Genomic DNA, 22,765 nt, shown 5'->3' on the forward strand with positions numbered 1-22,765 from the left:
CACCTCGAGAGGTCAGTGACCCTCGAGGTCGTCCTCCGAGACGAGCTGACGGATGGTCAGGGCGGCGCTGACGAGCGCGAGGTGGCTGAGGGCCTGCGGGAGATTCCCCCAGAACGCCCCGTCGTCGGCGGAGATCATCTCGGCATAGATGCCGACGTCGTTGGCGGCGCCCACGAGCGCGTCCATCGCGGCGAGCGCCTCGTCGTGACGGCCGACGCAGGCGAGCGCACCGGCCCGCCAGAACGCCGAGGCGACGAACGTGTGCTCCTCATCCGCCATCCCGGTGTACCGGTACAGCAGTCCGTCGTCGGCGCCGAGCGCCGCCGTGAGCGCGTCGATCGTCGCCGACATCCTCTCACCCCGATCAAAACCGCTCTCGGCGTGAAGGAGCACCGAGGTGTCGAGATCGGAGGACCCCGGATACATCACGTAGCTGTCGGCGTCGTCCGACCAGCCGAACTCGGCCACCCACTGCCGGATGCGCTCGCGCTCGGCGCGCCACCGGTCGGAGTTGCCGGGGATCGAGCCGCGTTCGGCGAGCCACGCGGCGTCGTTGAGCGCCTGCCAGCATCCCATCTTCGACGAGACGTAGTGCCGAATCTCGGGGAGCTCCCACATGCCGGAATCGGGGTTCCGCCACAGGTCGCAGGTGCGATCGGCCATGTCGGCGAGCATGCGTCCGGTGGCGACATCCAGGATGTTGCCGGCATCGACGTACGTCCGGCAGATCGCGAACAGATCCCCGTAGACCCCCAGCTGCAGCTGATCGCGGGCGGGATTGCCCGAGACGACCGGGCCGATGCCCTTCCACCCGTCGACGTCGAACTCCTCCACGCCCGAGGTGATCTCGCCGCGGAGGGAGTAGAGGACGTGCAGGTCGGGGCCGTTCTCGCGGATGGTGCGCAACAGCCACGAGATCGCCGCGTGCGTTTCTTCCCGCAGGCCGAAGCGCACGAGGGCGTGCGCGGTGTAGGCGAGGTCGCGTACCCACGCGAAACGGTAGTCCCAGTTCTTCCCGCCCCGCGGGTTCTCCGGGAGCGAGGTGGTCGCGGCGGCGGCGATCGCCCCCGTCGGGGAGTACACGAGCAGCTTCAGCGCCAGCGCGCTGCGCTGGACGGCGTCCTGCCACGGGCCCGCGTACGAGAACTCACGAGACCACGACCGCCAGCCGTCGATGGTGCGGTCGACGCTGCGGTCGACGTTCTCTGGCACGGGGAGGTGGAGGGGTTCTCCGTCGGTGGCGACGACGACGATCAGGTGCCGCGACGCGGCAGCGGTGGTGAACCCGCCGCGCAGCACCGGACCGGTCACGCCGTCGGGGTCGGGGTCGTCGGGCCCGTGCTCGCTGCCGACGACGGCGAGGGACACACCCCCGACGCGGAGCACCGCGGCGCCTTCGTGCTGTTCGATCCACGGCGCCGCCGTCTGCAGTCGCGAGCCGGGCTGCACGGCCCACTGGAACTCGACACTGCCCTCGACGCCCTCGATGCGACGCGCGAGCTCGGCCCACGGCAGACGCCCGGCGACGCCGGTCACCAAGGCGTCGGTGACCCGCGCGCGCCCCGACGGCGTCGTGAAGGTCGTCTGCAGCACGTTCGTCCGCGCGACGTAGCGCCGGCGAACGGTGTACTCCCCGACCGGCTCGAGCTCGATGCACCCGCCGGTGGCGTCGTCGAGGATGCGGGCGAAGACCGGCGGGGAGTCGAGGTTCGGCAGCGGAAGCCAGTCGATCTGACCCCGGAGACCGACGAGCGCGATCGTGCGACCGTCGCCGATGGGTGCGTAATCACGCAGGTCGCTGTGCGAGGGGGATGCGGGGGTCACGCGTTCAGGCTACGAAGGGTCGAGGCATTCGCGGCAGGGTTGCGCCCGGAGGCGTCGGAAGGTAGCGCCGTATCGCGGTCTCGGCCCGCGCGCAACCCCGGGCCCTCGCATCCGTCCTCCCGCCTAGCGTGGCGGGCATGGCGAACATGTACACCCCTCAGGACCCCACGACCCAGTTCCCGCGCCCGCCCTTCCCGCCGCAGCAGCAGAGCGCGCCCGGTGACATCCACAAGATGGACCCCGCACCCGACCACGGCGAGACGACCTACGTCGGCTTCGGGCGCCTGCCCGGCCGGAGGGCCCTGGTGACCGGAGCCGACTCGGGCATCGGGCGCGCCGTCGCGATCGCCTTCGCCCGCGAAGGCGCCGACGTCGCCCTCAGCTACCTCGCCGAGGAGCAGGCGCAGGCCGAGGAGGTGGCCGCCCTCATCGAGAAGGAGGGCCGGGTCGCCGTGCTCCTGCCGGGCGACCTGCAGGAGGAGCAGACGAACATCGAGGTCGTCGAGAAGGCCGTCGAAGGCCTCGGGGGGCTGGACATCCTGGTGATCAACGCCGGCACCATGCCGACGGTCGACAGCATCGACGACTTCGAGACCAAGACCCTCGACCATGTCGTGAAGGCCAACATCTACCCGCTCTTCTGGCTCACCAAGGCCGCGTCGCCTCACCTCGAGCCCGGGGCATCGATCATCACGACCTCCAGCGTGCAGGGTTTTCAGCCCTCGCCCTCGCTCGCCGAGTACGCGGTGTCGAAGGCCGGGATCGCGAACTGGACCCGCGCCCTGTCGCAGCAGCTGATCGAGCGCGGCATCCGGGTGAACGGCGTCGCGCCGGGTCCGATCTGGACGCCGCTGCAGCCGGCGTTCGTGCCGAACGAGAAGATCGAGGAGTTCGGGTCGCAGACCCCCATGGGCCGGGCCGGCCAGCCGGTCGAGCTCGCCCCCGCGTTCGTCTTCCTCGCTTCGCAGGAGTCCAGCTACGTCGTCGGTGAGACCATCGCCGTCACGGGCGGGATGCCGGTGCACTGACCGCGCGGGCGATGTCCCCGCAGCACCGGTGTCGACCCGATCAGTTGCGATCGTTCGGGTCGACACCGGTGCGCTCACCGGTCTCGAGATCGGCGATCGCGCGGTGGTCGGCAGAGGTCAGCGAGAAGCCGAACAGATCGAGATTCTGCCGAATCCGGTCGGGGTTCACCGACTTCGGGATGACGGTGATGTCGTTCTCCAGATGCCAGCGCAGCACGACCTGCGCCGGTGTGACGCCGTGAGCCCGGGCGATCCTCGTCAGCACCGGCTCGTCGAGCAGACGGCCCCGGGCCAAGGGCGACCACGCCTGCGTGATGATGCCGAGGTTCGCGTCGTAAGCGCGCACTCGGTGCTGAGGGAAGCGCGGGTGCAGCTCGACCTGGTGCACCGCGGGGATCACGCCGGTCTCGGCGACGATCCGATCCAGGTGCTCGGGATGGAAGTTGCACACCCCGATCGAGCGGGCCCGGCCCTCCTCGCGGAGCCGGATCAGCGCGCGCCACGCCTCGACGTACCGGTCGCGCAGCGGCGCCGGCCAGTGGATGAGGTAGAGGTCGAGGTAGTCGGTGCGGAGCTTGACGAGGCTGTCGTCGAAAGCGCGCAGCGTGGAGTCGTACCCGTTGTCCTCGAAGCGCACCTTCGTGGCGACGAACACCTCGCCACGCGGAACATCGCTCGCCGCGAGCGCCGCTCCGACACCCGCTTCGTTGCCGTACATGGCGGCGGTGTCGATGCCGCGGTACCCCGCGTCGAGAGCGACGGCGACAGCCGCGGCCGCCTCGTCATCGGTCATCTTGTAGACGCCCAGACCGACCCGGGGCATCCGGTGCCCATCGTTCAGGGGGACGCGGCGGTCGTCGCCGCCTTCATGGCTGACCGGAGGATCGACGGCGTGCGACGCGGACACAGCCTCATGCTAGCCGGCCCCTCGACGCCCGGTGACGGGACTTTCGGTCCGAGCGCACCCGTCGCAGCGCCATAGCGTGAGGGCGGCAGATCGGAGAACGAGGTGCGACAGCAGACGATCGTGGTGGGCCTCGAGCCCGGAGTGGCCTCCACCTCCCTCCTCGACTGGGTCGCGGCCCGCGCGGAGCGGATCCCCCTCCGCGTCCATCTGGTCGCGGTCACGCGATTCGGGATCGACGGCTCCTCCGACGTCGAGGCCGAGACCGAACTGGCGGCCGCGTACCTGAGGTCGACGTCGGGGGACATCGCGGTCGACACCCACGTCGTCACCGGCACCATGCCGGAGGCGCTCATGGGATACGACACGGCCGCCGACCTCGTGGTGCTCGGCATCAGGCGCGGCGATCCGCTCCACACCTTCCTCCACGGTTGGATGCCGGTGCGCGCAGCCGCGCGGGCGGTGTCACCGGTTGTCTTCATCCCGACCGACGGAGGACGGCCCGACGGTCCGGTCGTGGTCGGCATCGATCTCGAGACATCCGACGCCGCCGTCCTGATCGCCGCCCGCGAAGCCGAGCTCTCGGGCGAACCGCTGGTCGTGGTGCACGTCGGGGCCGATCGGGGGGCGTTGGATCGCGCCTGCGAGCAGGCGAGAAACGCCGCTCCCGGCATCGAGGTCCGTCCGGAGTGGGTCCCGCGGGGTGATCCCGTGGCGGTCATCCAGTCCGTCGCCGCCGACGCCTCCCTCGTCGTCGTCGGATCGCACCGCCGTGGCCCGCTTTCCAGCGCACTGCTGGGGTCGGTGAGCGTTCCGTCGCTCTGGCACCTGCGCGCCCCGGTGTGCCTCGCGGCGGAGCACGAGGCGTGACGGGGCGGCCAGGCCCCCCGCAGGACCTTCGGCCTGCTTGCGACGCGGCCCCCGCGATGCACTGACCTTGACCGGTCGGATGCCGGGCAGACCAAGGAGGAGACGTCCATGTCGAACGATTCGCATCGGTTCTCGGGCCGCACCGTCATCGTCACCGGCGCGGGGGCAGGTATCGGCCGCGCCACGGTGGAGCGGCTCCTCGGCGAGGACGCTCGGGTGGTCGCCGTGGACGCTCTCGAGGAAAGACTCGCGCACCTGCCCGAAGCGGCCGACGACCGCCTCGTCGTCGTCGCGGCCGACATCACCGGCCCCGGGGCCGCCGCCCGCATCCTCGACGCCGCCGGTGCGCAGATCGACGGCCTGGCCAATATCGCCGGCATCATGGACGGTTTCGAGCCGACGGCGGAGATCGACGACGCCACCTGGGATCGGGTGCTCGCGGTCAACCTGACCGGGATGATGCGGCTCACCCGCGCGGTCCTGCCGGGCATGGTCGAACGGGGTCGCGGCAGCATCGTCAACGTCGGGTCCGAGGCCGGGCAGCGGGGATCTGCGGCAGGGACGCCCTACACGACGTCGAAGCACGCCGTGAACGGCTTCACCCTGAGCACGGCGTTCTTCTACTCGCCCAAGGGTGTGCGCTGCAACGTCGTGGCCCCCGGGCCGGTGGCCACGAGCATCGAGGCGCCCTTCCACTCCGATTGGGCGCAGCAGCGGCTCGGGCCGTTCTTCCAGACCAATCTCCCGCCCGTGGCGCGGCCGCAACAACTGGCCTCGGCCATCGCGTGGCTGCTGAGCGATGACTCCTCGAACGTGTCGGGCGCCGTGCTGAGTGTCGACGGCGGCTGGGCCGCCGTGTGAGACATGGCGGGACCTTCGACCCCCGACCGCCGACGCGACGAGCTCGATCCTGGGCGCATGACATCTGATCGACCGCCCGCGGGGCCCGAGGCTCCGGCCTGGCCCGCCGCGTCCGCACCGGGGAGTCCGGCCGTCGCACCCGTGGTGGCCGAGAGCTCCCGCTCCTTCGTCGCCGCGTGGCTGCTGTCGCTTCTTCTCGGGTTCCTCGGCGTGGACCGTTTCTATCTCGGCAAGGTGGGCACCGGCATCCTCAAACTCCTCACCGCCGGGGGGCTGGGGATCTGGTACGTCATCGATCTCGTGCTGCTGCTCGCCGGTCTGGCACGCGATGCCGATGATCGGGCGCCCTACGGATACGAGGGAGCCAAGAAGACCGCGTGGATCGTCACCGGCGCCTTCGCCGGCGTCGCCCTCCTCGGCGGCATCATCAACTCGGCCATCGCCGCGCTGGCCACGGCCATCGGACAGTAGGGAGTCGGCGATGAGAGTTCTCGTCACCTATGCCAGCAAGAACGGATCGACCGAGGAGATCGCCGAGACGATCGCCGACGAACTCATGGCCTACGGCCTGGACGTGTTCTGTCGTTCGGCGCATGACACCGATGCGTCCGAGGTGGACGCCGTGATCCTCGGCAGCGCGGTGTACGCGGGCCGGTGGCTGCGCCCCGCGCGGCATTTCCTGAAGGATCAGTCCGACCGCCTGCGGCGGATGCCGTTCTGGATCTTCAGCTCGGGGCCGTTCGGCGAGCAGGCGACGCGCCCCACTGAGGACGACCTGCGTTGGCAGGAGCCGCCGCGGGTGCTGAGTCGCGCGGAATCCCTGGGGGTGCGCGGGCATGTTGTCTTCGGCGGCCGGCTTCCCACCGAGCCGCACGGATTCATCGAGAACGCCATGGTGCGCAACACCCCGGAAGACACCCGTGATGCGCGGGACTGGTCGGCGATCCGCGCGTGGGCGGCCTCGATCGCACGCGAGCTCGGCGCGCAGGAACGCATCGGGCGCCCGGTCGTCAGCGCCTGACGGCGCGAGCCCGCCGGCACGGAGGAGCACACGATGAAACGACTCTGGGTTCAGATCATCCTCGGGGTCCTGGTCCTCGTCGCCGGGGCGCTGCTGCTGATCGAGGCCACCGAGGTGGCCGCGGTGCCGCCCCTCGTCTGGGCCGGCCTGCTGCTCGTCGGCGGCGCCACCTTCTGGTTCGTGTTCTTCGCCGACCGCCCGTCGTGGTGGGCGGCGATCCCCGGCGCCGCGCTGATCGGTGCGGCCATCACGATGGTGATGGAGCTCGACCCGGCCGGATTCGGGCAGTGGACGGAGGTGCCGATGCTCGCGGTTCTGGGCGTGGGCTTCGCCGCGGTGTACCTGCGCGACGATCAGCGGTGGTGGGCGGTGATTCCGGCCGGGATGCTGTTGACCCTTTCGGTGGTCACCTGGCTGGCGGGGTCGGCCTCCGGCCCCGTGGTGGGAGCGACATTCCTGTTCGGCGCTGCCGTCACCTTCGCGCTGGTCGCGCTGGTGCCGGGGGGTGCGCAGCGCCGGTGGTGGGCGTGGATTCCCGCCGGCGTGCTCGCCGGCGGCGCGATCGTCGTCCTCTTCACCGCTGCGGAGTGGTTCACCGCGCTGACCTACGTCTGGCCGGTCGCCGTCATCATCGCCGGCGGCGTGTTGATCTGGCATGCCGTCCGGAACCACCGGCAGCGGGTTCACGAGGACGAATCGGGCAGCGCACAGCCCGGCGGGGCGGCGTCGGGGAGCCGGTGATCGACGAGGAGGGGTCGTCTCCACCGGTCGCGGTGCTGGCTAACATGAGCTCAGCAGCCCCCCAGAGGATGACAGATGACCGCCACGCCCCCCGCGGTGTCCCCACGGCGCTCGGTGCTGCGATTCCTCCCGGTCGGCGTCGCGCTGCTGTGCGTGCAGGTGGACTTCTTCTCGCTCGGCCTGGCGCTGCCGTCCATCGCCGCGGCGTTCGGCGCCTCGGTCACCGATCTGCAATGGGTGCTGTCGGCGTACATGCTCTCGCTCGGGGCGTTCTCCGTGCCGGCGGGGCGGGTCGGCGACGTGATCGGCCGACGGGCTGCCGTCATCGCCGGCCTGACCCTCTTCGCCGGCGCATCCGTCCTCTGCGCGCTCAGCGGGGATGTCGTCACGATCGTCGTCGGTCGGTTGGTGCAGGGCGTCGGAGCGGCGCTCATCCTCCCCAACGCGTTCGCGCTGATCACCAACGACACCGACGACGGGGAACGACCCCGCGCGCTCGGGTGGATGATCGGGGTTTCCGGGCTCGGCACCGCCCTCGGTCCCATCATCGGAGGACTGCTCGCATCCACCGTCGGGTGGCCGTGGGTCTTCTGGCTCAACGTTCCGCTGGCCGTCATCGCCGCCGTCGGCACGATGCGGGTCCGGGACTCGCGCAATCCGGAGGCCGGCACATCGCTGCGCACGATCGACTGGGCCGGAGTCGTCACGGTCGTCCTCGGCCTCGGTCTGGTCAGCGTCGGGATCGACAACGTGCCGGACCTCGGTTGGGCGGCGCCGCTGTCATCCGGCCTGATCGCTGCGGGCGTCGGCGGACTCATCGCGTGGGTCCTCGTCGAGCGACGAGCCCGGAATCCCCTGATCCACGCCTCACTGCTGCGCAACCGCGCCTACCTCGCCCTTCTCAGCGTCGGCACGATCGGCAACATGGGAACGAACGTGCTGATCGTCACGGCGACATTCACGCTGCAGTCGATTCGCGGGTTCGATCCGCAGGTCGCGGGGCTTTACTTCCTCGCCGGATCGACGGGGGTGGCCATCGCCGGCCCGATCGCGGGCCGGCTCTGCCAGCGGTGGTCGGCGATCCGGGTTCTGGGTGCGACGACGGCCCTGACCGCGGTCGGCCTGTCTGCCATGCTCGTCGACACGCTCCCCCTGTACTGCGTCGCGATGTTCGCCGCCGGCCTCGCCGGCGGAATGACCTTCTCGGCTGCGCAGATCGGTGTCCAGACGGTCGTTCCGCCGCGCACGTCGGGAGAGGCGACGAGTTTCCTCCTCATGCCGGTGGTCGCCCTCGGCGGATTGGGCGTGGTCATCGTGTCGGGCGTCATCGAGGCGATCGGTGGGGGCAAGCCGACGACCTCCGGGATCGGCGTCGTGCTCGTGGGGTACTCGGCCATCCTCGTCATCTCAGGAGTGGCGCTGCTCGTGGCCGAACGAGCCGGGCTCTTTCGCCGCGAGCGGTCGTCGTGAGCGGGGGTCTCGCCGCCTTCGGCGGACCGCGACGATCCCTGCTGCCCCCACGCCGAGCGCCGCGGCCCCCGTCAGCGCGAGCGCCCCACCGATCCACCCGCCCGAGTCCTCGCCGACGGCCGTGAAGGTGCCGGGGGCGAATCCGACGACGAGGGTCAGGGTCTCGTCCGCCGCGAGGTCTTCTGCGGACACGTCGATCAGCACCGCGCCGAGCTGGCCCGGGTTCACCGTCAGGTCGCACGTCCGCGACGATCCTTGCGGCCCCGTGAGACACCGAGGCTCGCCTTCGAGCGAAGGGACGAGGCCCTCCGGCACGCGGAACGTCGCACGCACCTCGCCCAGGGCCGGCGAGCCTTCCCGTCCGTCGATGGCCCACGTGACCTCCTGCGCCCGGGTACCGTCGCCGACGGTGACGACACCGTCCACCGTGTAGGTGAAGACGAACGTCTGGGTACCGCGGAGGCCCTCCGGGGCGATCGATGCCATCGAGGAGACCCCGTCGGAGCTGTCGACCTCGCTCGGCCGCTCCGCCCCGTCGGTGTCGGTGACCGAGATCAATCGGAGCACCCGTGCCGCACCGTCGGAAGACTCGGCGATGTCACGGCGCATGCCGCGACCCTCACCGGACGCCGGGAACCTGACGACGAAGGTCTCTGCGACGGTGAGGGCGCTGACACCGTTCTGCGCCCGTGTGATCCCGTACTCGGCCTGCAGGCTCTCGACGACGACACCCTCGCCGTCGGTCGAGATCGCCGCCGTGGCCGGGCCGCCGGCGGTGACGCCAGCGAGTCCGATGGCAGCGGTGACGGCGAGCGCGGCCCGCACGCGCCATGTCTTCCGGGAGCGGATGCCGCGCGTCATCGTCGCGACGACGCAGGAATGCCCTGCTGCGCCAGCAGCCGCGGGATCTCGGCGCGGAAGGGGAAGAACCCGCGCCGGGCATGCGGCCACGCGAGTGAGTCCCAGTCACGTCGAGCCGCCCGCAGCGCGATGCCACGGTCGGCGAGGGCGGCGCGAAGCCCGGTCATCCGCTCGGCCACCGGACCGACCGGCGCGTACGGGATCACGACGGTGTCGACCTTCTCGGACACCGCCCACTCGACCACCGCGGCGGGCGGATCGACGCCGACGGCGAGCGCGGCGGCTCCCGGCGCCGCCCTCTCGAGGCCGTCCGCGAGGGCGCCGGCGGTGAAGGCGCGGACGGTGTCCGACGCGCCCCACGGTGAGCGAGCGTCGGCATCTGCGCACGCGGCGACGGCGACGACTCCGCCGTCGAGCCACGGATGCTCACCTCGAAGGCTGTCGAGGGCGAGATCCTCCTCGTGCAGCAGCACTCCCAGCCGCTCGCCCGCCGGCGCCGTCTCGCCCGGCGGGATCGGCGAGCGCGGGGGCAGCGGCTCCTCGGAGAGCGCCGGGGCGATGGTGGCGAGTCCCTGTGGGCGGAATCGACCTTCGGTGTAGCGCTCGATATTCGATGCGGTGGCGAGGTAGGTCTTCCCGACCGTCTGGAGCCCGGCGACCCACCGCCATGAGAGCGTGTTCGACGCGGCATCCCCATCGAGGAGGTGCCGGTAGAAGAAGTCGGCCCCGAGCTGCCAGGGCAGGCGCAGGGTGAAGACCCAGATGCTGGCGAACCACATGCGGGTGTGATTGTGGAGGTACCCGGTCTCGACGAGCTCGCGGGCCCAGGCGTCCATCGCGTCGATGCCGGTGCGTCCGGCGACCGCGTCGCGGTACTCCGGCGTGTCGGCGCTGCCGGCGGCGATGAGCTCGGCGACGTCACGTCGATATCGCCGCCACACCTCGGGGTTCTGCTCGAGCCACCCCTTCCAGTACGTCCGCCACATCACCTCCTGCACGAACTTCTCGGCCGCCGACAGGCTGTGCTGCCCCAGCACGGCCGCCACCACCTCGCCCTCGGTCACGAGTCGGTGCCGGATGTACGGAGACAGCGACGACACGTTCGTGCGGAGCGGACCGGTGTCGACATTCCGCCGGCGGGCGTATGCGGCTCCGGCGCGCGGCACGAAATCGGCCAGCGCTTCGAGACCCGCAGCCCGCGTGGGAGGGAACATGCCGCCATTATGGGTCGCTCCGGATGGGGCGAGGGCCATCAGCGGATGCCCGGGACTCGGCCGATCACACGCAGACGCGCACCCGTCGTCCCTCGAAGGTCACGATGTCACCGAGCTGCAGTTGCCGCCCTCGGCGGCGCTCCACCTCGTCGTTCACCCTCACGAACCCGTCGATGATCGCCTCTTTGACGTCACCACCGGAGTCGAGGATTCCGGCGAACTTCAGAAACTGCCCGAGGCGGATGCCCTCACTGCCGATCGAGACATCGGTGATCGGCGTCGCGTCCGGCATCCTCGAATGCTAACCCGACACGCAGCCGCGCGCCCTCGGCGCGGCCCGCCGGGGAGCCGTCAGGACTTCGCCATCCCGTAGATCGGACTCTTGGCCTGCTCCGCCTCGAAGTCAGGACCGAGCGGGATGCCGGTGCGGTCGCGCAGCACGAGCGTCGCCGCGAGGCCGAGCACCGTCATCCCCGCGAGGTAGAGGGCGACCGACCAGGTGGATCCGGTCGCCTGCACCAGCGCCGTCGCGATGGTCGGGGCGAACGCGCCTCCGAGAATGGCGCCGATCGCGTACGAGATCGACACTCCCGAGAAACGGATGGAGGCCGGGAACAGCTCTGCGTAGTACGCCGCCTGCTGGCCGTAGGTGAAGCCGAGCCCGATGGCGAGGATCGCCAGCCCCGTGAAGAGGAGGCCGATGTCACCCGTGTTCACGAGGGGGAACAGCGTGAACACTCCCACCAGCTGCAGGAGCCAGCCGCCGATGTACGTCGTGCGGCGACCGATCTTGTCGCTGAGCCACCCGGCGACCCAGGTGGAGACCAGCCAGAACACCGCGGAGCCGGTGACGGCGAGGAGCACGCTGCTGCGCTCCATCGCCAGCGGGCCCTCGGGGTTGGTCGCGTAATTCTGGATGTAGCCACCGGTGGTCATATAGCCGACCGCGTTGTTGCCGGCGAAGACGAGGGCGGCGATGAAGACCAGCAGGGCGTGCTTGCGGAACAGCTGCGCGATGGGGGTGCGGGTGCGCTCCTTGCGCTCGGCCAGCTCGACGAAGACCGGGCTCTCCTCGACGCGGCGACGGATGTAGTAGCCGACGAGGATGAGCACGATCGAGAAGAGGAACGGCACGCGCCACCCCCACTCGAGGAAGGCGTCCCCGGGGGCGAGGACCGACATCAGCGCCATCATCCCGGACGCGAGGAGCAGTCCGATCGGCACGCCGATCTGCGGCGACGCGCCGAAGAGCCCGCGCTTGCGCGTGGGGGCGTGCTCGACGGCCATGAGCACCGCGCCGCCCCACTCGCCGCCCGCCGAGATGCCCTGCAGGATACGCAGGACGATGAGCAGGATGGGCGCGGCGACGCCGATGGCCGCGTAGGTGGGCAGGAGGCCGACGAGGGTCGTGGCGACCCCCATGAGCACGAGGGTGATCACGAGCACGATCCGGCGCCCGTACTTGTCTCCGTAGTGACCGGCGAGGAAGGCTCCGAGCGGGCGGAACAGGAAGCTGATCCCGACCGTCAGGAACGACAGGATGATGCCCATCGTCTCGCCGAGCGGCGCGAAGAACAGCTGGGCGAAGACCAGTCCGGCCGCCTGGGCGTAGATGAAGAAGTCGTACCACTCGACCGTGGTTCCCACCACGGTGGCGAACACGACGCGGCGGCGGTCTTTCGGTGTGCTGATCGTGCCGGTGGGCGTGAACCCCTGCTGCGATGTCTCGCTCATCTTCCGTGACTCCTCGTGACGACGTTGTCTCCGGCGGTGCACGATGTCTCGCTTGCCGGGGCGGTGTCGATAATATACGATTTGGGATATGCCGCAAGTGGCGAAGCGAGGGAGCTCATGACGGACGACACCGAGATGACGGATGCCGCCGATCGGCGCTTCTCCGCCCTCCCCCAGCGCCCGGGGAAGATCGTGGCGATCCATCTCAGCTACGCCTCGCGTGCCGACCAGCGCGGACGCCGGCCCGCAGCGCCGTCGTACTTCTTCAAGCCGTCGAGCTCTGTCGCCGCCTCCGGCGACACCATCGAGCGCCCGGCCGGCACCGAGCTGCTCGCCTTCGAGGCCGAGGTCGCGCTGATCATCGGCCGCGACGCCCGGCGCGTCGGCATCGATGAGGCCTGGGCGCACGTCGGATGGGTCACCGCATCCAACGACTTCGGTCTCTACGACCTGCGCGCGAATGACAAGGGATCGAACGTCCGCTCCAAGGGCCGCGACGGCTACACCCCGCTCGGCCCTCGACTCCTCGCCGCACGCGACATCGATCCGGGCGACCTCCGTGTCCGCGCCTGGGTGAACGGCGAGCCGGCTCAGGATGACACCAGCGCCGGGATGATCTTCCCCCTCGCCCAGCTCGTCGCCGATCTGTCTCAGCACATGACCCTCGAGCGCGGCGACGTCATCCTCACCGGGACACCGGCGGGGTCGTCGGTCGTCGTTCCCGGCGACGTCGTCGAGGTCGAGGTGGACGCCCCGAACGCACCCGGCGCCCCCTCCTCCGGCAGGCTGCGCACGACGGTCGTCCAGGGTGAAGAGGGGTTCGACCCCGGCGTCGGCTCCCTCCCCGCCGTCGACGACCGGCAGCGAGCCGAGGCGTGGGGCTCCCGCGAGGCTGCGGGGCTCGGCGCCGATCCGTCCTCGCAGCTCTCACCCGACCTGCGTGCCAAGCTCGAGCGCACCCCGGTCGCGGGGCTGTCGCAGCAGCTCCGCAAGCGGGGTCTGAACAACGTCACGATCGACGGCGTCCGCCCGCTCCACCCCGGAAAGAAGCTCGTGGGCCGGGCTCGCACCCTGCGCTTCGTTCCCAACAGAGAAGACCTCTTCGACAGCCACGGCGGCGGCTACAACGCCCAGAAGCGTGCGTTCGACGCGGTCGGCGACGGCGAGGTGCTCGTCATCGAAGCGCGCGGCGAGGCCGGGTCGGGCACGCTCGGCGACATCCTGGCCATCCGCGCGCACGCCCGCGGCGCAGCGGGCATCGTCACCGACGGCGGCGTCCGGGATGTCGACGCCGTGGCGGCGGTCGGCATTCCGGTCTACACCGCCGGCGCGCATCCCGCCGTGCTCGGCCGCCGCCACGTGCCGTGGGACGCCGACCTCACGATCGCGTGCGGCGGTACCACCGTCCAGCCCGGCGACATCCTCGTCGGCGACGCGGACGGCGTCATCGTGATCCCGCCGGCGCTGGTCGAAGACGTCGTCAACGCCGCCCTGGACCAGGAGGTCGAAGACGGCTGGATCGCCGAGCAGGTCGCCCAGGGGCATCCGGTCGACGGACTCTTCCCGCTCACCGGCCAGTGGAAGGAACGGTACCTCGCATGGCGCGCGACGAGGTGATCACCCCGGCGGCGGGCCTCAGCAAATCGCAGCGCGCCTATCACTGGGTGAAGGAGCGGATCTCCTCGCAGGAGTTCACTCCCGGGTATCGGCTGGTGCTGGGCACCATCGCCGCCGAGCTCGACATGAGCGTGGTGCCGGTGCGCGAAGCCATCCGGCAGCTCGAAGCCGAGGGGCTCGTGACCTTCGAGCGCAACGTGGGGGCGCGGGTCTCGATGGTCGACGACACGCAGTACCGGTTCAGCATGCAGGCCCTGTCGATCCTGGAAGGCACCGCGACGGCGTTGGCCGCGCGGCGGTTGAGCATCGACGACATCCGTCATGCCCGGCAGGTCAACGAGCGGATGATCGAATCGCTCGCCGACTTCGACCCGCGCTCCTTCACCCGCTTGAACCAGGAGTTCCACGCCACGCTCTACGGCAAGTGCGCGAATCCGAGGATGCTCGAGCTCGTCGAAGCCGAGTGGGGACGCCTCGGGCACCTGCGCGACTCGACCTTCAGCTTCGTCCCCGGCCGCGCGCAGGAGTCCGTGCAGGAGCACGAGAACATCCTCCGGCTCATCGAGACCGGTGCACCCCTGGGCGAGATCGAGAAGGCTGCACGCCGCCACCGTTCGGCCACGCTCGATGCCTACATGATCCACGAACACCCCGACGAGACCCTCGGCCTCCCGGCCTTCTGACCCTCGCGAAGGAGCACCATGACAGACACCGCTGCGCGCACCGCCGAGCGCCATGTGCCCGCCGATCTGCCCGGCCACATCCAGCACTACATCGGCGGCGAATTCGTCGACTCGATCGACGGCGCGACCTTCGATGTGCTCGACCCGGTCTCGAACGAGACCTACCTGACCGCGGCGGCCGGGAAGAAGGCCGACATCGATCGTGCCGTCGCCGCCGCGCGCATCGCGTTCACGGAGGGACCGTGGCCGAGGATGCTACCGCGCGAGCGTTCGCGGATCCTTCACCGCATCGCCGACATCGTCGAGTCGCGCGACGCCCGCCTCGCCGAACTCGAATCCTTCGATTCGGGACTGCCGATCACCCAGGCTCTCGGCCAGGCTCGCCGCGCGGCGGAGAACTTCCGCTTCTTCGCCGACCTGATCGTCGCGCAGGCCGACGACACCTATAAGGTTCCGGGGCGCCAGATCAACTACGTCAACCGCAAGCCGATCGGGGTCGCCGGTCTCATCACGCCGTGGAACACGCCGTTCATGCTCGAGTCGTGGAAGCTCGGCCCGGCCCTCGCGACGGGCAACACCGTCGTGCTCAAGCCCGCCGAGTTCACGCCGCTCTCGGCGTCACTGTGGGCGGGCATCTTCGAGGAGGCGGGCCTGCCGACAGGCGTGTTCAACCTCGTCAACGGTCTCGGCGAGGAGGCCGGAGACGCGCTGGTGAAGCATCCCGACGTGCCGCTGATCTCCTTCACCGGCGAGAGCCGCACCGGGCAGATCATCTTCGGCAACGCGGCGCCCCACCTCAAGGGCCTCTCGATGGAGCTCGGTGGCAAGTCGCCCGCCGTCGTCTTCGCCGACGCCGACCTCGACGCCGCCATCGACGCGACGATCTTCGGCGTGTTCTCGCTGAACGGCGAGCGCTGCACCGCCGGCTCCCGCATCCTCGTCGAGCGGGAGATCTACGACGAGTTCGTCGAGCGGTACGCCGCCCAGGCGAAGAGGGTCCGGGTCGGCCACCCGCATGATCCACGCACCGAGGTGGGCGCGCTCGTGCACCCCGAGCACTTCGCCAAGGTCATGGGCTACATCGAGATCGGCAAGACCGAGGGGCGCCTCGTCGCCGGTGGGGGCCGCCCCGAGGGTTTCGAGATGGGCAACTTCGTCGAGCCGACGGTGTTCGCCGATGTCGCGCCGGACGCGCGGATCTTCCAGGAGGAGATCTTCGGCCCCGTGGTCGCGATCACCCCCTTCGACACCGAGGAAGAGGCGCTCGAGCTCGCGAACGGCGTGAAGTACGGCCTGGCGGCGTACATCTGGACGAACGACCTCAAGCGAGCCCATAACTTCTCGCAGTCCGTGGAAGCCGGCATGGTGTGGCTGAACTCCAACAACGTCCGCGACCTCCGCACCCCCTTCGGCGGGGTCAAGGCCTCCGGCCTCGGACATGAGGGCGGGTACCGCTCGATCGACTTCTACACCGATCAGCAGGCCGTGCACATCACGCTCGGCGCCGTCCACAACCCCACCTTCGGCAAGGAAGCCTGACATGAGCCATCGCGACCGCATGACCCTGACCTCCTCCGGTTTCTGGGTGGGCCAGGAGGCGCCGATCCAGTCGGCGAACCCGATCCCCACCCCGGCTTCGCCGGCGCCCGACATCCTGCGCTGCGCGTACATGGAGCTCGTCGTCACCGACCTCGCCGCATCCCGGGAGTTCTATGTCGACGTGCTCGGCCTGCACGTGACGGAGGAGGACGACGAGGCGATCTACCTCCGGTCGACCGAGGAGTTCATCCACCACAACCTCGTGCTGCGTCGAGGCCCGATCGCCGCGGTGGCCGCGTTCTCCTACCGCGTGCGCTCGGCCGACGACCTCGACAAGGCCGTGGCGTTCTACTCCGAGCTCGGGTGCGATGTGCGGCGCGAGCCGAACGGGTTCACCCGGGGCATCGGGGACTCGGTGCGGGTGATCGACCCGCTGGGCTTCCCCTACGAGTTCTTCTTCGCCACCGAGCACGTCGAGCGTCTCTCGTGGCGCTACGACCTGCACAGCCCGGGCGAGCTCGTGCGTCTGGACCACTTCAACCAGGTCACCCCCGACGTGCCCCGTGCGGTGAACTTCATGCAGTCCCTCGGGTTCCGCGTCACCGAAGACATCCAGGACGAGGAAGGCACGGTGTACGCCGCCTGGATGCGACGCAAGCCCACCGTGCACGACACGGCGATGACCGGCGGAGACGGCCCCCGCATGCACCACGTCTGCTTCGCCACGCACGAGAAGCACAACATCCTCGCGATCTGCGACAAGCTCGGCGCCCTGCGCCTGTCCGACCGGATCGAGCGAGGGCCGGGCCGCCACGGCGTCTCGAACGCCTTCTACCTGTACCTGCGCGACCCCGACGGGCACCGCGTCGAGGTGTACACCCAGGACTACTACACCGGCGACCCGGACAACCCCGTGGTCACCTGGGACGTACACGACAACCAGCGCCGCGACTGGTGGGGAAACCCCGTCGTGCCGTCCTGGTACACCGAGGCCTCACTCGTGCTCGACCTCGACGGCAACCCGCAGCCGGTCGTCGCCCGCACGGACTCGTCCGAGATGGCGGTGACCATCGGCGCCGACGGGTTCTCGTACACCCGGGCACCGGCGCGGGGCGACGGCGAGTTCAAGCTCGGCAATCAGTTGTGAGGGCGGGAGGACAACGGATGCTGCCTGCTGACACCATCGCGCAGATCGCCGCGGAGCTCGCCGAGGCCGACCGCACGAACGGCGTGATCCCCCGGATCACCGCGCGCTACCCCGACGCGACCGTCGAAGACTCCTACGCGATCCAGGGCGTCTGGAGAGACCGCAACATCGCCGCAGGACGCCGCCTGGTGGGCCGCAAGATCGGTCTCACCTCCAAGGCCATGCAGGAGGCGACAGGGATCAGCGAGCCCGACTACGGTGTGATGTTCGACGACACGGTCTACCGCTCCGGTGCGGAGATCGACGCGTCGCGATTCTCCAATGTGCGCATCGAGGTCGAACTCGCCTTCGTGCTCGGCCGCCCCCTCCACGGGCCCGACTGCACGCTCGACGACGCGCTCGCAGCGATCGATTACGCCGTACCCGCCCTCGAGGTGTTGAACTCGCACATCGAGCTGGAGGGCCGCACCATCGTGGACACGATCTCCGACAACGCCGCCTACGGCGCGATGGTGCTCGGCGACGTGCGCAAGCGTCCCGATGAGATCGACCTGCGGTGGGTGCCCGGAGTGCTCTCGCGCAACGGCGAGATCGTCGAGACCGGCGTCGCCGCCGGCGTGCTCGGGCATCCCGCCACCGGCGTCGCGTGGCTGGCGAACAAGTTCCACCAGCATGGCGCGCGCTTGGAGGCGGGAGAGATCATCCTCGCCGGGTCGTTCACCCGACCGATGTGGGTCAGCGCCGGCGACGACGTGCTGTGCGACTACGGGCCGATGGGAGAGATCGCATGCCGCTTCGTCTGAATCCGACCTTCCGCGCCGCACTCGCGGCATCCGATCGACCGCTTGCAGGAATCTGGGTGTGCACGGGCTCGCCGCTCGTGGCCGAGATCTGCGCCGGGTCGGGGCTGGACTGGACGCTCATCGACATGGAGCACGCCCCCCACAGTCTCGAGTCGGTGCTCGCGCAGCTGCAGGCCGTCGCCGCGTACCCCATCACCCCTGTCGTCCGCGTGCCGAGCAACGACGCGGTCGTCATCAAGCAGGTGCTCGACCTCGGTGCGCAGAACATCCTCGTGCCGATGGTGTCGTCCGCGGCGGACGCGGAGTCCGCGGTCTCGGCCGTGCGCTACCCCCCGCGCGGTCGTCGCGGTGTCGGCTCGGCGCTCGGGCGCTCCGCCCGGTGGAACAGGGTCGACGGCTACCTCGCCGATGCCGACGCACACGTGTCGCTGATCGTGCAAGTGGAGACGGCGGCCGGCGTCGACGCGGCGGGTGAGATCGCGGCCGTCGACGGCGTCGACGGCGTCTTCGTCGGTCCGAGCGACCTCGCCGCGTCGCTCGGCGTGCTCGGGCAGCAGACGCATCCCGATGTGATCGCCGCCGTGCACCGCACGTTCGAGGCGGTGCGAGGGGAAGGTAAGCCGGTCGGTGTGAATGCCTTCGACCCGGAAGCGGCGCAGTCATACCTCGAGGCCGGCGCGTCCTTCGTGCTCGTGGCCGCCGATGTGTCGATCCTCGCCCGCAGCTCCGAAGCACTCGCGGCGCGATGGTCGCCGGCGGCGATCGCGGAGACGGAGCGCGCCAGCTACTGACGTCTCTCGATGCGGTCCGCCTGGTCGGCGACATCCGGGTCGTATATGATTTCACCGTCCGACCCGGACGACCCGGTCGGTGCTCGAAAAAGGGGCACGCAGCCGTGCACAGCACGCGTGAGACACATACGGTTCCCGCATCCGTACGTCGTCCTCACCTTCCGTGAGGGCCGAAAGGCTCCGCCATGCCCACCGTCTCCGCGCACGTCGCCCACACCCTCGCCCGCCACATCGAGCACGTCTTCGGCGTGATGGGCAACGGAAACGCCTACGTCCTCGACGCGCTCGAGCGCGACACCGGTGCGGCGTTCACCGCCGTTCGCCACGAAGCGGGCGCCGTCGTCGCCGCTGATGCCTATCACCGCGCGTCCGGTCGCCTGGCGGCGGCCACCGCGACCTACGGCGCGGGCTTCACCAACACCCTGACCGCCCTCGCCGAGGCGGCACAGGCGCGCGTCCCGCTCGTGCTCGTCGTCGGCGACGCCCCCACCTCGGGTCCTCGGGCGTGGGATGTCGATCAGATCGCGCTGGCGGCCGGTGTGGGAGTCCGCACCTACACCGTCGGTCGCGCCGATGCCGCGGCGACCACCGCCATCGCGATCGAGCATGCCCTGACCTATCGCGTGCCGACGGTGCTGGCGATCCCCTACGACGTCGTCGCGCTGGAGGCGGGCCCCGTGCCCGACGCGCCCACGCCGCGGCTGCCGCAGCGGCAGGCCCCGGCGACCGACTTCTCCCGCGCCGCGGTCAGTGACATCGCCGCAGCGCTCCGGGGCGCCGAGCGTCCTCTCCTCCTTGCCGGGCGCGGGGCGTGGATCTCCGGCGCCGGTGAGGCACTGGGCGCCCTGGCCGATGCGACCGGGGCGATCACTGCAAGCTCGTCACTGGCCCGCGGGGTCTTCCCCCGCGGCGAGTACGACCTCGGCGTGACCGGCGGCTTCGGCGCCGAGGGTGCGATGGAGCTCGTACGCGAGGCCGACGTGGCCGTGGTCTTCGGCGCCTCGCTCAACCAGTTCACGATGCGGTTCGGCGACCTGTTCGCTCCCACCACGCGGGTCTTCCAGGTCGACCTCGCACCGACGGCCACGCATCCGCACGTCGGCGGGTACGTCCGTGCAGATGCGGCGGTCGTCGCCGAGGACCTCGTGGCAGAGCTGACCCGCCTCGGGACTTCTCCGAGCGGGTGGCGGGAGTCGGTCGATCTCGCACCCCTTCGCCGGTACGACGAGGGCGACGGCGTGGCCCGCGATGGCCGACTCGACCCGCGGACGGTCGCTGCGCGGATCGGCCGGCTCCTCCCGGACGACCGGATCGTGGTCTCCGACGGCGGGCACTTCATCGGCTGGGCGAACATGTACTGGCCGGTCGCCTCCCCCGACCGGATGATGATGGTCGGCACCGCTTTCCAGTCGATCGGCCTGGGGTGGCCGTCCGTGCCGGGCGCTGCGCTCGCGCATCCGGAGGCGACCGTCGTCCTCACCACCGGCGATGGGGGCGGGCTGATGGCCCTCGCCGATCTCGAGTCGGCGGTGCGCGTCGCGGCCGGGCGGGGGCTCGCGGTCGTCTGGAACGACGCCGCCTATGGGGCCGAGATCAATCTGTACGGACTGAAGGGGCTCGCGCGGGAGCCGATGCTCATTCCGCAGGTGGATTTCGCCGCCCTCGCCTCGGGCGTCGGTGCCGAGGGAGTCGTCGTCGAGACGCTCGACGACCTCGACCGCCTCGCCTCGTGGGCCGCGACACCCGCGGTCGACCGCCGTTTCCTCGTGCTCGACTGCCGGATCTCGGGCGGCGTCATCGCGCCCTATCAGGAGGAGATCCTGCGGGTCAACGGCGTGACCCTCCCCCGGCACGTGGGGTCGGCATTACTCTGAAGCGTGACCACGTCCGATGTCCCGATCGAGGACGCGGCTCCGCAGGAGTCCGCCACGATGACTTTCTCCGACCTGGGGCTGGGTGAATCCGTGCTCGCGGCGCTGCGCGACGTCGGGTACGAGACGCCGTCGGCGATCCAGGCGGCGACGATCCCGACTCTCCTCGCCGGTCGCGACGTCGTCGGCCTCGCGCAGACCGGAACGGGCAAGACGGCGGCATTCGCGCTGCCGATCCTCGATCGACTCGACCTCTCCCAAAAGACACCGCAGGCGCTGGTGCTGGCTCCGACACGCGAGCTGGCGCTCCAGGTGTGCGAGGCGTTCGAGAAGTACGCATCCCACCGGCGCGGGCTGCACGTGCTGCCCGTTTACGGCGGCCAAGGCTACGGCGTCCAGCTCTCAGCCCTCCGCCGGGGAGTGCACGTCATCGTCGGAACGCCCGGACGCATCATGGACCACCTCGACAAGGGGACGCTCGACCTCACCGAGCTGAAGTATCTGGTGCTCGACGAGGCCGACGAGATGCTGAAGATGGGCTTCGCCGAGGACGTCGAGACGATCCTCGCCGACACTCCCGCCACCAAGCAGGTCGCGCTCTTCTCGGCGACGATGCCTGCGGCCATCCGGCGCATCTCGCAGCAGTACCTGCATGACCCCGAAGAGATCACGATCAAGACCAAGACGACCACGTCGTCGACGATCACCCAGCGCTACCTCATCGTGTCGTTCTCTCAGAAGATGGATGCGCTCACCCGCATCCTCGAAACCGAGAACTTCGACGGCATGATCGTCTTCGGTCGCACCAAGAGCGTGACGGAGGAGATCGCCGAGAAGCTGCGCGCACGCGGCTACTCCGCCGCCGCGATCAACGGCGACGTCGCCCAGCCCGTGCGCGAGAAGACGATCAATCAACTCAAGGCGGGCAAGCTCGACATCCTCGTCGCGACCGATGTCGCCGCCCGCGGACTCGATGTCGAGCGCATCTCGCACGTGGTGAACTTCGACATCCCCACCGACACCGAGTCGTACGTGCATCGGATCGGCCGCACCGGGCGGGCCGGACGGTCAGGCGACGCGATCAGCTTCGTCACGCCGCGCGAGCGTGGGCTCGTCCGTGCGATCGAGCGCGCCACGCGTCATCCGCTCACCGAGATCCCTCTGCCGAGCGTCGACGAGGTCAACGTCACGCGACTCGCGCGCTTCGACGACAGCATCACCGCAGCCCTCGCCGAGACGGAGCGCATCGACCGCTTCCGCGACATCGTCGCGCACTACGTCCGTCATCACGACGTTCCCGAAGTCGATGTCGCGGCCGCCCTCGCCGTGGTCGCGCAGGGCGAATCGCCGCTTCTGCTCGAGCCCGATCCCGAGCCGCGCCGCGACCGCGGCGACCGCGGCGAACGCCCGGGCCGCTTCGACCGCGATCGCGACGCCGGCGAGCGGCGTTCTCGTCCTGCGCGGGAGGGGTTGGCGACGTATCGCATCGCCGTCGGCAAACGCCATCGTGTCGAGCCGCGTCAGATCGTCGGAGCGCTCGCCAACGAGGGCGGCCTCAAACGCGACGACTTCGGGGCGATCCAGATCCGGCCGGACTTCTCGCTCGTCGAGCTCCCCGCCGACCTGTCTCGCGACACGCTCGACCGGCTTGAGAGCACCCGCATCTCGGGACGGCTCATCGAGCTGCGGCTCGACACGGGTGGCCCGGGGCGCCGGACGCGTCGCGACGACGAGAAGCCCCGTCGCACGCCGCGCAGCTGAAGGCATCGCCATCCGTGATGCCAGG

Annotated in this window: 21 protein-coding genes; 15 read left to right on the plus strand and 6 right to left on the minus strand. The window is 70.2% G+C overall.

What is annotated here, in order from left to right; translation table 11 throughout:
* Window positions 1–12 precede the first annotated feature (12 nt).
* Window positions 13–1,824 (minus strand): glycoside hydrolase family 15 protein, encoded by a 1,812-nt coding sequence (locus FBY40_RS16080; protein ID WP_141939753.1) that lies wholly within the window; start codon window positions 1,822–1,824, stop codon window positions 13–15.
* A 137-nt stretch (window positions 1,825–1,961) separates the two neighbouring features.
* Here FBY40_RS16080 and FBY40_RS16085 point away from each other — a divergent pair, with 137 nt between their 5' ends.
* Window positions 1,962–2,852 (plus strand): SDR family oxidoreductase, encoded by an 891-nt coding sequence (locus tag FBY40_RS16085; RefSeq protein WP_327437057.1) that lies wholly within the window; start codon window positions 1,962–1,964, stop codon window positions 2,850–2,852.
* Between the two features lie 40 nt (window positions 2,853–2,892).
* Here FBY40_RS16085 and FBY40_RS16090 read toward each other — a convergent pair whose 3' ends face one another.
* Complete coding sequence (locus tag FBY40_RS16090; protein WP_141940240.1) at window positions 2,893–3,675, minus strand: aldo/keto reductase; 783 nt, start codon at window positions 3,673–3,675, stop codon at window positions 2,893–2,895.
* A gap of 186 nt (window positions 3,676–3,861) precedes the next feature.
* Here FBY40_RS16090 and FBY40_RS16095 point away from each other — a divergent pair, with 186 nt between their 5' ends.
* The 6 genes from FBY40_RS16095 (at window position 3,862) to FBY40_RS16120 (ending at window position 8,719) form a co-directional block, all read left to right on the plus strand.
* Window positions 3,862–4,626 carry a universal stress protein gene (locus FBY40_RS16095; RefSeq protein WP_141939754.1) on the plus strand — a complete coding sequence of 255 codons (765 nt, stop codon included), beginning with the start codon at window positions 3,862–3,864 and terminating at the stop codon, window positions 4,624–4,626.
* A 108-nt stretch (window positions 4,627–4,734) separates the two neighbouring features.
* Window positions 4,735–5,487: an SDR family NAD(P)-dependent oxidoreductase gene (locus tag FBY40_RS16100; RefSeq protein WP_141939755.1), complete on the plus strand. Its 753-nt coding sequence runs from the start codon at window positions 4,735–4,737 to the stop codon at window positions 5,485–5,487.
* 57 nt (window positions 5,488–5,544) lie between these two features.
* A complete protein-coding gene (locus FBY40_RS16105; RefSeq protein WP_141939756.1) occupies window positions 5,545–5,958 on the plus strand; it encodes a TM2 domain-containing protein in 414 nt (137 codons plus the stop codon).
* A 10-nt stretch (window positions 5,959–5,968) separates the two neighbouring features.
* Window positions 5,969–6,508: a flavodoxin domain-containing protein gene (locus tag FBY40_RS16110; RefSeq protein WP_160141428.1), complete on the plus strand. Its 540-nt coding sequence runs from the start codon at window positions 5,969–5,971 to the stop codon at window positions 6,506–6,508.
* Between the two features lie 33 nt (window positions 6,509–6,541).
* Entirely contained in the window at window positions 6,542–7,249 is a 708-nt protein-coding gene (locus FBY40_RS16115; protein ID WP_141939758.1) for a hypothetical protein, read from the plus strand.
* Between the two features lie 75 nt (window positions 7,250–7,324).
* Window positions 7,325–8,719, plus strand: coding sequence for an MFS transporter (locus tag FBY40_RS16120; protein ID WP_141939759.1), 1,395 nt, complete (start codon window positions 7,325–7,327; stop codon window positions 8,717–8,719).
* Here the strand turns inward: FBY40_RS16120 and FBY40_RS16125 are convergent.
* The 4 genes from FBY40_RS16125 to FBY40_RS16140 form a co-directional block, all read right to left on the minus strand.
* Window positions 8,657–9,580 carry a DUF2207 domain-containing protein gene (locus FBY40_RS16125; RefSeq protein ID WP_141939760.1) on the minus strand — a complete coding sequence of 308 codons (924 nt, stop codon included), beginning with the start codon at window positions 9,578–9,580 and terminating at the stop codon, window positions 8,657–8,659. The genes FBY40_RS16120 and FBY40_RS16125 overlap by 63 nt on opposite strands.
* Entirely contained in the window at window positions 9,577–10,794 is a 1,218-nt protein-coding gene (locus FBY40_RS16130; protein WP_141939761.1) for an FAD-binding domain-containing protein, read from the minus strand. Before FBY40_RS16130 ends, FBY40_RS16125 begins: the two co-directional genes overlap by 4 nt.
* Before the next feature lie 64 nt (window positions 10,795–10,858).
* On the minus strand, window positions 10,859–11,086 hold the full coding sequence (locus tag FBY40_RS16135; RefSeq protein ID WP_141939762.1) for an RNA-binding S4 domain-containing protein: 228 nt from the start codon (window positions 11,084–11,086) through the stop codon (window positions 10,859–10,861).
* A gap of 59 nt (window positions 11,087–11,145) precedes the next feature.
* Entirely contained in the window at window positions 11,146–12,528 is a 1,383-nt protein-coding gene (locus FBY40_RS16140; RefSeq protein ID WP_141939763.1) for an MFS transporter, read from the minus strand.
* Between the two features lie 135 nt (window positions 12,529–12,663).
* Here FBY40_RS16140 and FBY40_RS16145 point away from each other — a divergent pair, with 135 nt between their 5' ends.
* From FBY40_RS16145 to FBY40_RS16180, 8 genes are all read left to right on the plus strand, one after another.
* Window positions 12,664–14,145, plus strand: coding sequence for a fumarylacetoacetate hydrolase family protein (locus FBY40_RS16145; RefSeq protein WP_442922879.1), 1,482 nt, complete (start codon window positions 12,664–12,666; stop codon window positions 14,143–14,145).
* Window positions 14,127–14,828 carry a GntR family transcriptional regulator gene (locus FBY40_RS16150; RefSeq protein WP_141939765.1) on the plus strand — a complete coding sequence of 234 codons (702 nt, stop codon included), beginning with the start codon at window positions 14,127–14,129 and terminating at the stop codon, window positions 14,826–14,828. The genes FBY40_RS16145 and FBY40_RS16150 overlap by 19 nt, the downstream gene beginning before the upstream one ends.
* 18 nt (window positions 14,829–14,846) lie before the next feature.
* Window positions 14,847–16,367 carry a 5-carboxymethyl-2-hydroxymuconate semialdehyde dehydrogenase gene (hpaE, locus tag FBY40_RS16155; RefSeq protein ID WP_141939766.1) on the plus strand — a complete coding sequence of 507 codons (1,521 nt, stop codon included), beginning with the start codon at window positions 14,847–14,849 and terminating at the stop codon, window positions 16,365–16,367.
* A 1-nt stretch (window position 16,368) separates the two neighbouring features.
* Window positions 16,369–17,514: a 3,4-dihydroxyphenylacetate 2,3-dioxygenase gene (gene hpaD / locus FBY40_RS16160; protein WP_141939767.1), complete on the plus strand. Its 1,146-nt coding sequence runs from the start codon at window positions 16,369–16,371 to the stop codon at window positions 17,512–17,514.
* A 17-nt stretch (window positions 17,515–17,531) separates the two neighbouring features.
* Window positions 17,532–18,317 (plus strand): 2-keto-4-pentenoate hydratase, encoded by a 786-nt coding sequence (locus FBY40_RS16165; RefSeq protein ID WP_141939768.1) that lies wholly within the window; start codon window positions 17,532–17,534, stop codon window positions 18,315–18,317.
* Window positions 18,302–19,108, plus strand: a complete 807-nt coding sequence (locus FBY40_RS16170) for an HpcH/HpaI aldolase family protein (protein ID WP_141939769.1) — start codon at window positions 18,302–18,304, stop codon at window positions 19,106–19,108. Before FBY40_RS16165 ends, FBY40_RS16170 begins: the two co-directional genes overlap by 16 nt.
* A gap of 185 nt (window positions 19,109–19,293) precedes the next feature.
* A complete protein-coding gene (locus tag FBY40_RS16175) occupies window positions 19,294–20,982 on the plus strand; it encodes a thiamine pyrophosphate-binding protein (RefSeq protein ID WP_141939770.1) in 1,689 nt (562 codons plus the stop codon).
* Window positions 20,983–21,039: 57 nt separating this feature from the next.
* Window positions 21,040–22,740, plus strand: a complete 1,701-nt coding sequence (locus tag FBY40_RS16180) for a DEAD/DEAH box helicase (protein ID WP_141940241.1) — start codon at window positions 21,040–21,042, stop codon at window positions 22,738–22,740.
* Window positions 22,741–22,765 lie beyond the last annotated feature (25 nt).

It is taken from the genome of Microbacterium sp. SLBN-154 (genome assembly GCF_006715565.1).
Taxonomy (GTDB): domain Bacteria; phylum Actinomycetota; class Actinomycetes; order Actinomycetales; family Microbacteriaceae; genus Microbacterium.

Excerpts from the sequence above, each read along its gene's own strand:
- hpaE (WP_141939766.1), top strand. The coding sequence starts at position 14,847 with ATGACAGACACCGCTGCGCGCACCGCCGAGCGCCATGTGCCCGCCGAT.
- hpaD (WP_141939767.1), top strand. The coding sequence starts at position 16,369 with ATGAGCCATCGCGACCGCATGACCCTGACCTCCTCCGGTTTCTGGGTG.
- FBY40_RS16090 (WP_141940240.1), bottom strand. The coding sequence starts at position 3,675 with ATGCCCCGGGTCGGTCTGGGCGTCTACAAGATGACCGATGACGAGGCG.
- FBY40_RS16125 (WP_141939760.1), bottom strand. The coding sequence starts at position 9,580 with ATGACGCGCGGCATCCGCTCCCGGAAGACATGGCGCGTGCGGGCCGCG.
- FBY40_RS16165 (WP_141939768.1), top strand. The coding sequence starts at position 17,532 with ATGCTGCCTGCTGACACCATCGCGCAGATCGCCGCGGAGCTCGCCGAG.
- FBY40_RS16170 (WP_141939769.1), top strand. The coding sequence starts at position 18,302 with ATGCCGCTTCGTCTGAATCCGACCTTCCGCGCCGCACTCGCGGCATCC.
- FBY40_RS16145 (WP_442922879.1), top strand. The coding sequence starts at position 12,664 with ATGACGGATGCCGCCGATCGGCGCTTCTCCGCCCTCCCCCAGCGCCCG.
- FBY40_RS16135 (WP_141939762.1), bottom strand. The coding sequence starts at position 11,086 with ATGCCGGACGCGACGCCGATCACCGATGTCTCGATCGGCAGTGAGGGC.
- FBY40_RS16115 (WP_141939758.1), top strand. The coding sequence starts at position 6,542 with ATGAAACGACTCTGGGTTCAGATCATCCTCGGGGTCCTGGTCCTCGTC.
- FBY40_RS16180 (WP_141940241.1), top strand. The coding sequence starts at position 21,040 with ATGACTTTCTCCGACCTGGGGCTGGGTGAATCCGTGCTCGCGGCGCTG.
- FBY40_RS16085 (WP_327437057.1), top strand. The coding sequence starts at position 1,962 with ATGGCGAACATGTACACCCCTCAGGACCCCACGACCCAGTTCCCGCGC.
- FBY40_RS16175 (WP_141939770.1), top strand. The coding sequence starts at position 19,294 with ATGCCCACCGTCTCCGCGCACGTCGCCCACACCCTCGCCCGCCACATC.
- FBY40_RS16140 (WP_141939763.1), bottom strand. The coding sequence starts at position 12,528 with ATGAGCGAGACATCGCAGCAGGGGTTCACGCCCACCGGCACGATCAGC.
- FBY40_RS16130 (WP_141939761.1), bottom strand. The coding sequence starts at position 10,794 with ATGTTCCCTCCCACGCGGGCTGCGGGTCTCGAAGCGCTGGCCGATTTC.
- FBY40_RS16110 (WP_160141428.1), top strand. The coding sequence starts at position 5,969 with ATGAGAGTTCTCGTCACCTATGCCAGCAAGAACGGATCGACCGAGGAG.
- FBY40_RS16100 (WP_141939755.1), top strand. The coding sequence starts at position 4,735 with ATGTCGAACGATTCGCATCGGTTCTCGGGCCGCACCGTCATCGTCACC.
- FBY40_RS16150 (WP_141939765.1), top strand. The coding sequence starts at position 14,127 with ATGGCGCGCGACGAGGTGATCACCCCGGCGGCGGGCCTCAGCAAATCG.
- FBY40_RS16120 (WP_141939759.1), top strand. The coding sequence starts at position 7,325 with ATGACCGCCACGCCCCCCGCGGTGTCCCCACGGCGCTCGGTGCTGCGA.
- FBY40_RS16105 (WP_141939756.1), top strand. The coding sequence starts at position 5,545 with ATGACATCTGATCGACCGCCCGCGGGGCCCGAGGCTCCGGCCTGGCCC.